We start from the raw sequence: 13661 nt of genomic DNA on the forward strand, positions 1-13661 counted from the left end.
CAGCTCAGCGGGCACGATCCGCGCGGGGAACGGCGGCACCGCCTCGTGGTCGGATCCCGCCAACCATCCCGGAGAGTCCGCCGAACACGACGATCCCCGCCGACCGGCCACCCGAAGGTGCCCTGATCAGCGGGGACGTGACCGCCGGCCCTACTTCTTGCCCTTGTCCTTGGCGCCGGAGTCGTCGGTGGACAGCGCGGCGACGAAGGCTTCCTGGGGCACCTCGACCCGGCCCACCATCTTCATCCGCTTCTTGCCCTCCTTCTGCTTCTCCAGCAGCTTGCGCTTGCGCGTGATGTCGCCGCCGTAGCACTTGGCGAGCACGTCCTTGCGGATGGCGCGGATGGTCTCGCGGGCGATCACCCGCGACCCGATCGCCGCCTGGATCGGCACCTCGAACTGCTGCCGCGGGATCAGCTCGCGCAGCTTCGTGGCCATCTTGGTGCCGTAGCCGTAGGCGTGGTCCTTGTGGACGATCGCGCTGAACGCGTCCACCGGCTCGCCCTGGAGCAGGATGTCCACCTTGACCAGCTCGGCGTCCTGCTCGCCCGACTCCTCGTAGTCCAGCGAGGCGTACCCGCGGGTCCGCGACTTCAGCGCGTCGAAGAAGTCGAAGATGATCTCGCCGAGCGGCATCGTGTAGCGCAGCTCGACGCGGTCCTCGGACAGGTAGTCCATGCCGCCCAGCTGGCCGCGCTTGGCCTGGCACAGCTCCATGATCGCGCCGATGTAGTCGCTGGGCGCGATGATCGTGCACCTGGTGACCGGCTCGTACACCTCGGCCCGCTTGCCGTCGGGCCAGTCGGACGGGTTGGTCACCACGTGCTCGGCGCCGTCCTCCATCACCACGCGGTAGACCACGTTCGGCGCGGTGGAGATCAGGTCGAGGCCGAACTCGCGCTCCAGCCGGTCGCGGGTGATCTCCAGGTGCAGCAGGCCGAGGAAGCCGCAGCGGAAGCCGAAGCCCAGGGCCGCCGACGTCTCCGGCTCGAAGGTCAGCGCGGCGTCGTTGAGCTGGAGCTTCTCCAGCGCCTCGCGCAGGATGGGGTAGTCCGAGCCGTCGACCGGGTACAGGCCCGAGTACACCATCGGCCGCGGCTCGCGGTAGCCCGCCAGCGGCTCGGTGGCGCCCTTCTTCTCCGCCGTCACGGTGTCGCCGACCTTGGACTGGCGCACGTCCTTCACGCCGGTGATCAGGTAGCCCACCTCGCCGACGCCGAGGCCGGCGCTCGGCTTGGGCTCGGGCGAGATGATGCCGACTTCCAGCAGCTCGTGGGTCGCGTTGGTCGACATCATCCGGATGCGCTGGCGCGGGGTGATCTTCCCGTCGACCACGCGGATGTAGGTGACGACGCCGCGGTAGGTGTCGTAGACCGAGTCGAAGATCATCGCACGGGGCGGGGCGTCCGCGTCGCCGACCGGGGCCGGCACGCGGCGCACGACCTCGTCCAGCAGGTCGCCGACGCCCAGGCCGGTCTTGGCCGAGACGCGCAGCACCTCCTCGGGCTCGCAGCCGACGATGTGCGCGAGCTCCTTGGCGTACTTGTCCGGGTCCGCCGCGGGCAGGTCGATCTTGTTCAGCACCGGGATGATGGTGAGGTCGTTCTCCATCGCCAGGTACAGGTTGGCCAGCGTCTGCGCCTCGATGCCCTGCGCGGCGTCGACCAGCAGGACCGTCCCCTCGCAGGCCTCCAGGGCCCGGGAGACCTCGTAGGTGAAGTCGACGTGGCCGGGGGTGTCGATCATGTGCAGCACGTGGTCCTGACCGTCGAGCTGCCAGGGCAGCCGGACGTTCTGGGCCTTGATCGTGATGCCGCGTTCCCTCTCGATGTCCATGCGGTCGAGGTACTGCGCGCGCATCGCCCGCTCCTCGACGACGCCGGTGAGCTGCAACATGCGGTCGGCCAGGGTCGACTTGCCGTGGTCGATGTGCGCGATGATGCAGAAGTTCCGGATCAGCTCCGGAGGCGTGAACGTCTGATCGGCGAACGTGGTCACTCAGGGTCCTCGCACGTGAAAGACGGGGGAATCGCCCCATTCTCTCACGAGCCGGGCGCCTGGCGCGTCGGCCCGGTCGGGTTCGCCGCCTGACGTGCCCCGGGACATAGGCTGCCGGCGTGTACGCGAACGGTGAGGACCCCCGCCCGGCCCGGGGCGCGGTGCGCGAGATCCACCCGGCCGCCGCCGCGGCGACCCTGGAGTACTCCCCCGACCTGGACGGCCTGGCCGACCCGGGCGAGGTGGTCTGGGCGTGGGTGCCCTTCGAGGAGGACGCGAACCGCGGCAAGGACCGGCCGCTGCTGGTCGTGGGCAGACGCGGGCGCGCCCTGCTGGCGCTGATGCTGACCAGCAGGGCCCCGCGCGAGCAGGGCGAGGCGGTGGACCTCGGCTCGGGCCGCTGGGACCGCGACGGCAGGCACTCCTACCTGCGCCTGGACCGGGTGTTCGAGCTGGACGAGGACGACATCCGGCGCGAGGGCTCGGTGCTGGAGCCGGAGCGGTTCTCGCTGGTGGTGGACGCGCTGCGCGGGCTGGGCTGGGGCTAGGGCCGCTCCGCCGCACGTGCCGGGGCCAACCGGGGTCATACCAGGGGGTGCACACCGGGGGCCGGTTCAGGGCCATCCCCGATGCCGGGCGGTCGCCCGCCGGGGAACCTGGGGTCATGGCGAGCAACCTGATGAAGGCGTTGGACGCGGCGTTCGGCCACCCCCGCGGCAAGGTGGGCGAGCTGGGCGGCCGGGTGATGGCCAAGCTGAACGCGAAGGTCGAGGAGCACGTCGTCGAGGTGGCGGGCCCCACCGCCGAGGAGGTCGTGCTGGTGCTCGGGCCGGGGCCGGGCGTGGGCCTGAAGCTGGCCGGCGAGCGCGCGCTCAAGGCGATCGGCGTCGACCCGTCGCAGGTCATGCTGGCCGAGGCGCGCGACCGGTGCGCGGAGCTGATCGTGGCGGGCCGGGTGGAGCTGCGCGAGGGCGCGGCCACCCGCACCGGGCAGCCCGAGGCGTCCGTCGACGTGGTGACCTCGGTGAACAACGTCCACCTGTGGGGCAACCGGGCGGCCGCGTTCCACGAGCTGCGGCGGGTGCTGCGGCCGGGCGGGCGGCTGGTGGTGGCGGCGCACCGGATGGTGCTGGACACGTCGGAGTACGACCTGATCCGGGAGGCGGAGCAGGCCGGGTTCACGACCGTGCGCACCTCGCTGCACCAGTACGGCGGCGTGGTGCCGCCCACCGTGCAGCTACTGGCGGACGTCCCGGCGTAGCGGGTGTTCGGCGGGCACCTCGACGAACGCGATCAGCCGCCCGTCCGGGTCCGCCACCCACATCTCGTCCAGGCCCCACGGCTCCCGCCGCGGCGGCCGGACGACGTGCCCGGCCAGCCGTGCGGCGGCGGCGTCGAGGTCGCGCACCTGGAGCCACAGCCGGGTCGCGCCGGTGGGCGCCTCGCCGTCGGCGCCGGACACCTCCAGGAAGCCGCCGCCGAGGAAGAACACCGTGCCGCCCGGGAACTCCCGGTGCACGGCCAGGCCGAGGACGTCCCGGTAGAAGGCGCGGACCCGCTCGGGGTCGGCGGACCGGATCAGGACGCGGCTGCTCAGGATCTCCACCTCGCCCAGCGCATCACAGGTCCAGGTCGCGCGCCATTCGCACGTGCGCGACCCCGTCGCCGCCTGCCCCGTCTTCCGGCCCGCCGCCGTCGACCTCGCGCCAGCCGTGCGCGAGGTAGAAGCGCCGGGCCCGCTCGTTCTCCGCGAACACCTCCAGGTGCGCGGTCGCCAGGCCGCGCCCGCGCAGCTCGGCCAGCGCCGCCTCGTGCAGCGCGTGGCCGACGCCCCGGCCCCAGCGCGCCGGGTCGACCTGGAGCTGGTTCAGCTCACCCTCCGGCGTGACCAGGGCGAACCCGGCGAGCGCGCCGTCCAGGTCGGCGCACAGCCACACCCGGCCCGGCCGGGTGAAGTCGTAGCCGTTGGCGCGCGCCCCGCGCTCCCACTCGGCCAGCTCGCCCTCCGGCAGGTGCCCCTCGTAGTAGCTGCGCCGGGCCTTGACGTGGATGTCGACCAGCGGCCACCTGTCCTCCGCGCGCGGAGGTCGCACCGTGATGATCCCCATGCGGTCAGTGACGCGCGGCGGCCGGCCCGGTTGTCCGGACCTCGTGCTCGCGGGCGTCCGGCGCGAGGAACGCGAGCAGCGCGGCGGCCTCCCGCTCCAGCTCGTCGGTCAGGGCCGCCGGGTGGAACGGGCGCAGCTCCAGGGTGGCGGCCCCGTCGACGCGGCGCAGCCTCCAGTCGCCCGCGGTGACGCCGTCGACCAGGAAGAACCGGGGCACGGGGCCGTGCGGCTCGTACTCCTGCGCCCGGACGTCGTCGGTGACCACGCGGCGGCGGTCGGCGTGCGAGAGCAGGAGGTTGTCGAAGTCGTAGAGGAAGCGCGCGGGCGCGGGCACGTCCTCGGCCGGCCGGGGCGCGTCGGGCAGGTCGAACAGCTCCTGGCCGTCCTCGTCGCGGAACCGGACCAGCGGCAGCCGCTCGACCACCTCGCGCAGCCGCGTCAGGCCGCACCAGGTCTGCACGTCCCGCACGGTGGCGGGGCCGAACGCGGCGAGGTAGCGCAGCACGGCGGCGTCCACGTCCGGCCGCTCGGCGGGTTCGGCGCCCAGCCAGGCCTCCGCGCTGACGTGCGCGATGGGGCCGCTGCGCCCCCACACCCCGCGCGGCGGCACCTGCACCAGCGGCACCAGGCAGCGGATCACGTGGGCCAGCGCGGCGGGCGAGCGGTCCGGCCAGCGCTCGTGCAGCAGGGCGCCCAGCTCCTTGGCGGTGCGGGGTCGCCCGGTCAGCAGCGCGCGTCCGGCGGCCACCACGGCGGGCACGTCCATGGCGCGCACGTCCCGGCCGTGGGTGTGGTTGTGGACGAGGCCGCGGTCCAGCACGGGCTGGACGAGCGGGCGCAGCGCCAGGGCGTCCTCGGCGGTGACCAGGTGGATGGTGCCGCGCATCAGCACGATGCGCACCAGGGCGCGGTCGACGAGCGGACCGGCCGCCAGGTCGGGGGTGAAGCCCTCGACGCGCGACCACAGCCCGGTGTACCAGGTGTGCGGGGTCTGGGCCTGCAACCCGACCAGGTGCCGGACCACGTCGGTCACCGGGCGCGCGGTGCGCTCCAGCAGGAACTGGCGGGCCAGGGTGGCCCGCCCGAGGGCGCGGCGGCTCAGTACCGGTGTCATGAGCCCACGTTAAGCGGTATCGCGGACAGTTCCCGCCCTCGTTGCGACGGCAGCGAGAAAAGTGATATCACTTTGCTAAGCACGAGATATGACTTGAGGGGTGCACATGGACACTGCCGCTGATGTCGCGGTGCGGATGCCGACTCCCGTCGTCCGGGAGCGCGAGGCGAAGCACGTGTCGGGGTGGGGGGTGCTGGGCGTGGCGGTGGTGCTGATCGCGGCGGGCGCGGCGCTGATCGTGCTGGGCGCGATCGGGGGTGACGACGGGCCGAGCGTGCCCGCGATCGTCGGCGGCTCGCTGGTGGTCGTCGGCGGCAGCGTCGCCGCGGGCGGCCTGTTCACCGTCGCGCCGGGCGAGGCCCGGGTGCTCCAGTTCGCCGGCAGCTACACCGGCACGGTGCGGCGGGACGGCCTGCGGTGGGCCAACCCGCTGGCCACCAAGGTGAAGGTGTCGACCAGGATCCGCAACCACGAGACCGCGACGCTGAAGGTCAACGACGCCGACGGCAACCCCATCGAGATCGCCGCCGTGGTGGTGTGGCAGGTCGAGGACACCGCGCGGGCCATGTTCGAGGTGGACGACTTCGTCCGGTTCGTCGGCATCCAGACCGAGACCGCGGTGCGGCACATCGCCACCAGCTACCCGTACGACAACCACGACGAGTCCGGGCTGTCGCTGCGGGAGAACGCCGACGAGATCACCGAGACGCTGTCGCTGGAGATCTCGGCGCGCGTGCAGTCGGCCGGCGTGAAGGTGATCGAGTCGCGCCTGACGCACCTGGCCTACGCTCCGGAGATCGCGCAGGCGATGCTCCAGCGCCAGCAGGCGGGCGCGGTGGTCGCGGCGCGGACGCGGATCGTGGAGGGCGCGGTCGGCATGGTGGAGCTGGCGCTGGCCAAGCTCGCCGAGCAGGACGTGGTGGAACTGGACGAGGAGCGCAAGGCGGCGATGGTGTCGAACCTGCTGGTCGTGCTGTGCGGCGAACGGTCAACGCAACCGATCGTCAACACCGGATCGCTGTACCACTGAGTTGGCCGAGCGCAAGAGCGTCCTGCTGCGCCTCGACCCGGCGGTGCACGACGCCCTGGTCAGGTGGGCGAACGACGAGTTGCGCAGCACCAACGCGCAGATCGAGTTCCTGCTCCGCCGCGCGCTCGCCGAGGCGGGCCGCCTGCCCTCCGGCACGACGGCCCAACCCAAGCGCGGCCGGCCGCGCAAGTCCGAGGAGGACGGTGGCTGACCTCGGACGTCGTCGGCGCCACCCGGCGCCGGCGACGTCCGCGTTGATCGACTCGCGGGTGGCCCGGCCCGGTGCGAACGTGGACCGCGTGACCGACGTCAACGAGCCGTACGCACCGGGCACGCCCGCGTGGGTGGACATGATGACCACCGACCGCGACGCCACGATGGCGTTCTACAGCGGGCTGTTCGGCTGGGACTTCGAGGTCGGCGGCCCGGAGACCGGCCACTACACCCACGCCCTGGTGCGCGGGCGGCCCGTGGCCGGGTTCGGCGAGATGCCGCCGGACGTGATGTTCCCGGTGGTGTGGACGACCTACCTGGCCACCGACGACCTCGACGAGTCGCTGGCGACCCTGGTCACGGCCGGCGGCAAGGTGCTCGTGCCGGAGTTCGACACCGGCGGGCCGGGGCGCGGCGCGATCGCGGTGGACCCGACCGGCGCGGTGTTCGGGCTGTGGGAGGCGGGCACGCACATCGGCGCGTACGCGGTGAACGAGCCGGGCGCGGTGGTGTGGAACGAGCTGGCCACCCGGGACCCGTTCGGCGCGGCCGAGTTCTACCAGCGGGTGTTCGACGTCGGCCTCGACCCGCTGCCCGACTTCCCGTACACGCAGCTGCGCGTCGAGGGGCGCGTGGTCGCCGGGCTGTTCGGGATGGCCAACGAGATCGCGGCGGAGATCCCGGCGCACTGGATGACCTACTTCGCGGTGGCCGACGCGGACCTGGCGGCCCGGCGGGCGCGCGAGCTGGGCGGCGTGGTGGTCGGCGACGTGGTCGACACGCGGTTCGGCCGGTTCACCACGGTCGGCGACCCGATGGGCGCGACGTTCCGGGTCATCCAACCACCGCCTTCCACCCCAGACTGACCACCAGCGCCACCACGACGGTGAGGAACACCCGGCGCACGAACGACGACCCGCGCCGCACGGCGAGCTTCGCCCCGAGCACCGCGCCGGTCAGGTTGCACACCGCGAGCACCAGACCCAGGCCCCACAGCACCTTCCCGGCCGGGATGAAGTACAGCAGGGCGCCCAGGTTGGTGGCCACGTTGACGATCTTCGCCGTGGCCGAGGCGCGCAGGAACGCGAACCCCACCACGCCCACCAGCAGGAAGACCAGGAACGCGCCGGTGCCCGGCCCGGCGAGGCCGTCGTAGAAGCCGATCAGCGCGCCGCCGACCGCCATCGCGCCGACCTGGGCGGCGCGCGCGAACCGCGGCGCCTCCGCCACGCCCAGCTCCGGCTTGCGCCACGTGTAGAGGCCGACGCCGACCAGCGCGACGAGCACCACGCCGTTGAGCACGCCGGGCGCGAGCGCGCCCGCGAACGCGGCGCCGCCCACCGCGCCGCCGAACGCGGCCAGCGCCATGGGCACCGCCGCCCACCAGTCGATCGTGGTCTCCCGGGCGTAGGTGCGCACCGCGGCGGCCGTGCCGACCACGGCGGCGATCTTGTTGGTGGCCAACGAGTACAGCGGCTGCCCACCGGGCATGATCAGCAGCATCGCGGGCAGCTGGACCAGGCCGCCGCCGCCGACCACCGCGTCGACCGCGCCGGCGAGGGCGGCGGCCAGGCAGAGGAACAGCAGGGCGGCGAGCGAGATCTGCCCGAAGCCGGGCCAGTCGAGAGCGGTGGTCACCCGAACAGCTTAACCGGACAAGCGTACTGCTTTTCGTTGCTCCTGGGAGCGCTCCCTCAATGGCCCGTTCAGCCCTGTCGTGAGCCGGGGCGCGCGTGGAGGGTTGGTCCGGGCGACCTGAGCGACCAGGAGGTTCTCGATGTGGAGATCCCGAAAGCGCGCCGTGGCCGGCGTGCTCACCGCGCTCGCCGTGCTCGCCGGCGGATCGCAGGCGGTCGGCGCCGGTGAACCGCGCGGACCGCACTACCAGGACGCCCGCGCGCCGGTCGAGCGCCGCGTCGACGACCTCCTGCGGCGCATGACGCCGGAGGAGAAGGTCGGCCAGATGACCCAGATCCGACTGGGGAAGCTGCGCGGCAACTGCGAGTGGAACGCCGGCCCGCTGCGCGAGGACTGCATGAAGGCGGTGCTGGAGGACGCCGAGGTCGGCTCGATCCTGTCCGGCGGCGGTGACGCGCCGAACCCGAACACGCCGCGGGCGTGGGCCGAGATGACCAACGAGATCCAGCGGTACGCGCTGGACCACAGCCGCCTGCGCATCCCCCTGATCTACGGCGCGGACGGCGTGCACGGCCACTCGAACGTGCTCACCGCCACGATGTTCCCGCACCAGGTCGGCCTCGGCGCGACGTGGAACCCCGGCCTGATGGAGGACCTGGGCGAGTCCACCGGGCGGGCCATGCGCGCCACCGGCGTGTTCTGGAACTTCGCGCCGGTCTCCGACCTGGCCCGCGACACGCGGTGGGGCCGCTACTACGAGACCTACAGCGAGGACCCGGCGCTGGCGGGCGCGCTGGCCGCGGCGAACGTGCGCGGCCAGCAGCGCGAGGCCGACGGCACCGCCTCCCTCGCCGCCACCGCCAAGCACTTCGCCGGGTACTCCGAGCCGTTCAACGGCCACGACCGGGCGCCCGCGCACCTGCCGGTCCGGTACCTCCAGGACACCGTGCTGCCGCCGTTCCAGGCGCAGTTCGACGCGGGCGTGCGGACCGTGATGATCAACTCCGGCGCGGTGAACGGCGTGCCGGCGCACGCGTCGAAGTACCTGCTCACCGAGCAGCTGCGCGACCGGATGGGCTTCCGCGGCGTGGCGATCTCCGACTGGGAGGACATCCGGTTCCTGGTGGACCGCTACCACGTGGCGGCGGACTACCGGGAGGCCATCGCGATGGCGGTGAACGCCGGCGTGGACATGGCGATGGAGCCGTCGAACGCGGCGGAGTTCACCCAGGGCGTGCTGGCGGGCCTGCGCGGCGGCGCCATCAGCGGCAAGCGGATCGACCAGGCCGTGCGGCGCATCCTGACGCTCAAGTTCGAGCTGGGGCTGTTCGAGGAGCCGTTCGTGGACCCGGCGCGGGCCGACGGCATCGTCAACGGCGCCGACCGCCCGCTGGCGCGGCGGGCCGCAGCGGAAAGTGTGGTGCTCCTGCGCAACGAGGGCGTGCTGCCGCTGTCCACCGGCGCCCGCAAGCTCGTGGTGACCGGCGACGCGGCCGACTCGGTGGCGCGCCAGCTCGGCGGCTGGAGCGTCGGCTGGCAGGGCGTGCCGGCGGGGTCCCCGCTGCCCCCGACCACCACCGTGCTCCAGGGCATCCGGGCCGCCGCGCCGAACGCGAACGTGGTCAGCGCCACCACCCAGGCCGACGCCGTGACCCAGTCGGGCGACGCGGACGCCGTGGTCGTCGTGCTGGGCGAGGACCCGGGCGCCGAGGGCGAGGCCGACACCGAGTCCCCCGCGTTGACCGCGGAGCAGCAAGGCCTGGTCGACGCCGTGCGCGCGACGGGCAAGCCGGTGGTCGTGGTCCTGCTGACCGGGCGGCCGCAGGTGCTGGGCACGGTGGCCCAGGCGCCCGCGCTGCTCGCCGGCTGGCTGCCGGGCTCCGAGGGCGGCGGCGCCGTCGCCGACGTGCTGTTCGGCGCGGTCAACCCCAGCGGCAAGCTGCCGGTGTCGTGGCCCAAGACCATCGGTGACCAGCCGTTCTCCTACGACCAGCCGCGCGGCGCGAACGCCGGCGAGAGCTCGAACTACGACCCGGCCTTCGCCTTCGGCCACGGCCTGTCCTACACCACCTTCACCACGTCCGCGCCGACCCTGAAGGCCGGCGAGGTCCGCCGCGACGGCAAGGTCGAGGTGCGGGTCACGGTCACCAACACCGGCGACCGCGACGGCGCCCTGGTGGTGCCGGTGTACGTGCACCAGCCGGTCAGCAAGGTCCTCACCCCGGACCGCCGCCTGGTGGCCTTCACGCGGGTGGAGCTGAAGGCCGGCGAGCAGCGCGCGGTCGAGGTGCCGTTCGACGTGGAGCGCCTGGCCGTGACCGCCGGCGACCTGGACGCCACCGGCAGGCCCGAGGTGGCGAAGGGCCGGTACGAGGTGCTGGTCGGCGAGGGGAGGGTGGGGTTCACGGTGCGGTGAGCAGCCCTGATATCGTGATCGGTCGTACCGCGCGGCATTCCGCTGTGGAGGAAGACCGCCCCGAACCCGGGGTGGAGCCGATCGAAGAGCGCGGTGCGACTCCGAGACCGAGGAAAAGGGTGGCTTTCGCGTGGCGAACATCAAGTCCCAGCTGAAGCGGATCAAGACGAACGAGAAGGCGCGCCTGCGCAACAAGGCCGTCAAGTCGTCGCTGAAGACCGCGATCCGCAAGTTCCGTGAGGCCGCCGAGGCCGGTGACAAGGAGAAGGCCGTCGCGCTGGCGCAGGAGGCCTCCCGCAAGCTCGACAAGGCCGTCACCAAGGGCGTGATCCACGCCAACCAGGCCGCGAACAAGAAGTCGGCGCTGGCCAGGCGCGCCAACCAGATCTGATTCTGGTCCACGGCACCGAGAGCGCCGCTCCCCCGCGAGGGGCGAGCGGCGCTCTTGCTTTCACACCGCTCCCACACCCATCACGGGCTCAGCGGCGACCGTGGACGGCGACGATCTTCAGGACCGCTCGCTCCAGGGCGTAACCCGAGTCGGCGGCGGCGCCCTTCACATCCGCGTTGAGGTCCGCGACCACCGACATGGCCGTCGCCAGCCCCCGCTCCTCCCAGCCGCGCGACTGCCCCTGCGCCTTCTTCACCTTCCACGGCGGCATCCCCAGCTCGCCCGCCAGCTTGAACGGGTCGCCCCGACCGACCGCCGACACGCGCGCGACCGTGCGCACCGCGTCCGCCAGCGCGTCGGCCACCAGCACGTGCGGCACGCCGAGCTGGATCGCCCAGCGCAGCGCCTCCAGCGCACCGGCCCGATCACCCATCACGGCCTTCTCCGCGACCGCGAACCCGGTCACCTCGGCCCGACCCCGGTGGTAGCGGCGAACCGCCTCGGCGTCGACCTTCCCGCCGGTGTCGGCGACCAGCTGCGACGCCGCCGCAGCCAGTTCCCGCAGGTCGGACCCGATCGCCTCGATCAGCGCGGCCACGGCCTCCGGGTCGGCCTTGCCGCCACCCGCCGCGCGGATCTCGTTGCGGACGAACGCCTCGCGGTCCGCGGCCTTGGTCATCTTGGGGCACTCGGTCACCCCGGCGCCGGCCTTGCGCAGCGCGGCGGGCAGCTCCTTGGCCGCCTTGCTGCGCCCACCGCCGCTGTGCACGACGACCAGCGTCACCCCGTCGGCGGGTGACTTGGCGTAGGCGATCACGGCGTCGGCGATCTCCTTGCCCACCTCCTGCGCGGCTTCGAGCGCGATCACCCGCCCCTCCGCGAACAGCGACGGGCTCACCAGTTCGGCCAGCTCCGGAGGGGTGAGCTCAGTCACCCGAACGCGGGTGAGGTCGGCCTGCGGGTCGATCTTCCGCGCGACCTCCAGGGCCCCGCGCACCGCGCGCTCGACCAGCAACTCCTCCTCGCCGATGACCAGGTGGACGGCATCGGGCGTGTCAGCGGGCGCACTCACGCGCGCGATCCTCCCACGCCCTCCCACCGTCCGGATGGTGGACGTCACTGGCTACACGTCGGGACGTGTCGTAAGTTGAGGCCACCACAAGTGAATACCGCTCATCCAGAGGGGCAGAGGGATCGGCCCGAAGAAGCCCCGGCAACCCGTCGTCCAGCGTCCGCTGAACGATCACGGTGCCAAATCCGACCCGCGACGCGGGAAAGATGAGGAGATACCTCGCGATGACTGCTGTCAGTGCGCCCTCGGCGACCACCACCTCCTTCGACCTCGGTCCGGCTCGCGCCCTGTCCTGCCGCGAGTGCGGGCACGAGACGCCGCTCGCACCGGAATACGCCTGTCTGGAGTGTTTCGGGCCGCTGGAAGTGGCCTACGACTTCGGCCGGGTCCGCCGTGAGGACATCGAGGCCGGCCCCCGGTCGATCTGGCGCTACCGCGGCCTGCTCCCCGTGCCCTCCGACGTCGAGTCGCACCCCAACACCAACCCCGGCGGCACCCGCCTGGTGGAGGCCGACCGCCTCGCCAAGGCCCTGGGCGTCCGCAAGGTCTGGGTCAAGGACGACACCGGCAACCCCACCCACTCCTTCAAGGACCGCGTCGTCGGCGTCGCCCTCGCCGCGGCCCGTGAGCTGGGCTTCAAGGTCCTGGCCTGCCCGTCCACCGGCAACCTCGCCAACGCCGTCGCCGCCGCCGCGGCCCGCGCCGGCTGGCGCTCGGTGGTCCTGGTGCCCTCCAGCCTGGAGCAGGCGAAGATCCTCATGACCGCCGTCTACGACGGCAACCTGATCACCGTCGACGGCAACTACGACGACGTGAACCGGCTGGCCCAGGAACTGGCCGCCGAGCACGAGGACTGGGCGTTCGTCAACGTCAACGTCCGCCCGTACTACGCCGAGGGCTCCAAGACGCTGGGCTACGAGGTCGCCGAACAGCTCGGTTGGCGCCTGCCCGACCAGATCGTCGTCCCCATCGCGTCCGGCTCCCAGCTGACCAAGGTCGACAAGGCCTTCCGCGAACTGGGCGAACTCGACCTGGTCGAGCAGACCCCGTACCGGGTGTTCGGCGCCCAGGCCACCGGCTGCTCCCCCGTCGCGTCCGCCTACAAGGCCGGCCACGACGTGGTCACCCCGGTGCGCCCGGACACCATCGCCCGCTCACTGGCGATCGGAGCCCCCGCCGACGGCCCCTACGTGCTGGACGCCGTGCGCCGCACCAACGGCGCGATCGAGGACGTCACCGACGAAGAGGTCATCGAGGGCATCCGGCTGCTGGCCCGCACCGAGGGCATCTTCGCCGAGACCGCCGGCGGCGTGACGGTCGCCACCGCGAAGAAGCTCATCGAGTCCGGCCAACTCGACCCGGACGGCGAAACCGTCCTGCTCATCACCGGCGACGGCCTCAAGACCCTCGACGCCCTCGGCAGCCGCATCGGCCCCCGCGCCAACGTGCCGCCGTCGGCGGAGGCCGTGCTGAAGGCCCTCCAGGACTGACACCACCACCCGAGCCACGAGCGGGACCACGAGCCGGACCACCGTCCACACCAGGACCGTCCACACCGGAACCGTCTACACCGAGACCGTCCACACCGGAGTCGCGGGCCTCGTCGGACTCACCTCCACGGAGGCCCGCCCCGGCCTGACCGGGACTGGCTCGACCGGGACTGGCTCGGCCGGGCTCGGCT

General features: G+C 72.8%; 14 protein-coding genes and 1 riboswitch. Of the genes, 8 read left to right on the top strand and 6 right to left on the bottom strand.

Features of this window, described 5'->3' with window-relative positions; all coding sequences use genetic code 11:
• Positions 1-150: 150 nt before the first annotated feature.
• On the bottom strand, positions 151-1998 hold the full coding sequence (lepA, locus tag ABD223_RS14165; RefSeq protein ID WP_344036629.1) for a translation elongation factor 4: 1848 nt from the start codon (positions 1996-1998) through the stop codon (positions 151-153).
• A 119-nt stretch (positions 1999-2117) separates the two neighbouring features.
• On the opposite strand from lepA, the gene ABD223_RS14170 reads away from it, so the two are divergent.
• Both ABD223_RS14170 and ABD223_RS14175 read left to right on the top strand, forming a co-directional pair.
• Complete coding sequence (locus ABD223_RS14170; RefSeq protein WP_344036630.1) at positions 2118-2546, top strand: type II toxin-antitoxin system PemK/MazF family toxin; 429 nt, start codon at positions 2118-2120, stop codon at positions 2544-2546.
• Between the two features lie 116 nt (positions 2547-2662).
• Positions 2663-3259: a class I SAM-dependent methyltransferase gene (locus ABD223_RS14175; protein ID WP_344036631.1), complete on the top strand. Its 597-nt coding sequence runs from the start codon at positions 2663-2665 to the stop codon at positions 3257-3259.
• Here ABD223_RS14175 and ABD223_RS14180 read toward each other — a convergent pair.
• From ABD223_RS14180 to ABD223_RS14190, 3 genes are read right to left on the bottom strand one after another with little or no spacing between them, the layout of a single operon-like run.
• Positions 3236-3604 carry a VOC family protein gene (locus ABD223_RS14180; protein WP_344036632.1) on the bottom strand — a complete coding sequence of 123 codons (369 nt, stop codon included), beginning with the start codon at positions 3602-3604 and terminating at the stop codon, positions 3236-3238. The two genes, ABD223_RS14175 and ABD223_RS14180, sit on opposite strands and share 24 nt — an antisense overlap.
• Positions 3605-3617: 13 nt before the next feature.
• Entirely contained in the window at positions 3618-4106 is a 489-nt protein-coding gene (locus ABD223_RS14185; protein WP_344036633.1) for a GNAT family N-acetyltransferase, read from the bottom strand.
• A 4-nt stretch (positions 4107-4110) separates the two neighbouring features.
• Entirely contained in the window at positions 4111-5220 is a 1110-nt protein-coding gene (locus tag ABD223_RS14190; protein WP_344036634.1) for a winged helix DNA-binding domain-containing protein, read from the bottom strand.
• 106 nt (positions 5221-5326) lie between these two features.
• Here ABD223_RS14190 and ABD223_RS14195 point away from each other — a divergent pair, with 106 nt between their 5' ends.
• Genes ABD223_RS14195 through ABD223_RS14205 form a run of 3 tightly spaced genes read left to right on the top strand, consistent with a single transcriptional unit; the run spans position 5327 to position 7329 of the window.
• Positions 5327-6250 carry an SPFH domain-containing protein gene (locus ABD223_RS14195; protein ID WP_344036635.1) on the top strand — a complete coding sequence of 308 codons (924 nt, stop codon included), beginning with the start codon at positions 5327-5329 and terminating at the stop codon, positions 6248-6250.
• A 1-nt stretch (position 6251) separates the two neighbouring features.
• Positions 6252-6461, top strand: coding sequence for a type II toxin-antitoxin system antitoxin (locus ABD223_RS14200; protein ID WP_344036636.1), 210 nt, complete (start codon positions 6252-6254; stop codon positions 6459-6461).
• Positions 6454-7329, top strand: coding sequence for a VOC family protein (locus tag ABD223_RS14205; RefSeq protein ID WP_344036637.1), 876 nt, complete (start codon positions 6454-6456; stop codon positions 7327-7329). The genes ABD223_RS14200 and ABD223_RS14205 overlap by 8 nt, the downstream gene beginning before the upstream one ends.
• On the opposite strand, the gene ABD223_RS14210 is transcribed toward ABD223_RS14205, so the two are convergent.
• Positions 7298-8101 carry a sulfite exporter TauE/SafE family protein gene (locus ABD223_RS14210; RefSeq protein WP_344036638.1) on the bottom strand — a complete coding sequence of 268 codons (804 nt, stop codon included), beginning with the start codon at positions 8099-8101 and terminating at the stop codon, positions 7298-7300. The genes ABD223_RS14205 and ABD223_RS14210 overlap by 32 nt on opposite strands.
• A gap of 139 nt (positions 8102-8240) precedes the next feature.
• On the opposite strand from ABD223_RS14210, the gene ABD223_RS14215 reads away from it, so the two are divergent.
• The gene (locus tag ABD223_RS14215) at positions 8241-10517 is read left to right on the top strand and encodes a glycoside hydrolase family 3 N-terminal domain-containing protein (RefSeq protein WP_344036639.1); all 2277 of its coding nucleotides are present in this window, start codon (positions 8241-8243) and stop codon (positions 10515-10517) included.
• Positions 10518-10647: 130 nt separating this feature from the next.
• Complete coding sequence (gene rpsT / locus ABD223_RS14220) at positions 10648-10908, top strand: 30S ribosomal protein S20 (protein WP_344036640.1); 261 nt, start codon at positions 10648-10650, stop codon at positions 10906-10908.
• An 88-nt stretch (positions 10909-10996) separates the two neighbouring features.
• Here the strand turns inward: rpsT and holA are convergent, their stop codons facing one another.
• Positions 10997-11980: a DNA polymerase III subunit delta gene (gene holA, locus ABD223_RS14225; RefSeq protein ID WP_344036641.1), complete on the bottom strand. Its 984-nt coding sequence runs from the start codon at positions 11978-11980 to the stop codon at positions 10997-10999.
• A gap of 98 nt (positions 11981-12078) precedes the next feature.
• A riboswitch (SAM riboswitch) is annotated at positions 12079-12193 on the top strand.
• 11 nt (positions 12194-12204) lie between these two features.
• On the opposite strand from holA, the gene thrC reads away from it, so the two are divergent.
• Positions 12205-13470 carry a threonine synthase gene (gene thrC, locus ABD223_RS14230; RefSeq protein WP_344036642.1) on the top strand — a complete coding sequence of 422 codons (1266 nt, stop codon included), beginning with the start codon at positions 12205-12207 and terminating at the stop codon, positions 13468-13470.
• Positions 13471-13661: the final 191 nt, after the last annotated feature.

It is taken from the genome of Saccharothrix xinjiangensis (assembly GCF_039527585.1).
GTDB lineage: Bacteria > Actinomycetota > Actinomycetes > Mycobacteriales > Pseudonocardiaceae > Actinosynnema > Actinosynnema xinjiangensis.

Coding starts and splice junctions, on each gene's coding strand:
- ABD223_RS14175 (WP_344036631.1), top strand. CDS start 2,663: ATGGCGAGCAACCTGATGAAGGCGTTGGACGCGGCGTTCGGCCACCCC.
- ABD223_RS14185 (WP_344036633.1), bottom strand. CDS start 4,106: ATGGGGATCATCACGGTGCGACCTCCGCGCGCGGAGGACAGGTGGCCG.
- ABD223_RS14190 (WP_344036634.1), bottom strand. CDS start 5,220: ATGACACCGGTACTGAGCCGCCGCGCCCTCGGGCGGGCCACCCTGGCC.
- ABD223_RS14195 (WP_344036635.1), top strand. CDS start 5,327: ATGGACACTGCCGCTGATGTCGCGGTGCGGATGCCGACTCCCGTCGTC.
- ABD223_RS14215 (WP_344036639.1), top strand. CDS start 8,241: ATGTGGAGATCCCGAAAGCGCGCCGTGGCCGGCGTGCTCACCGCGCTC.
- thrC (WP_344036642.1), top strand. CDS start 12,205: ATGACTGCTGTCAGTGCGCCCTCGGCGACCACCACCTCCTTCGACCTC.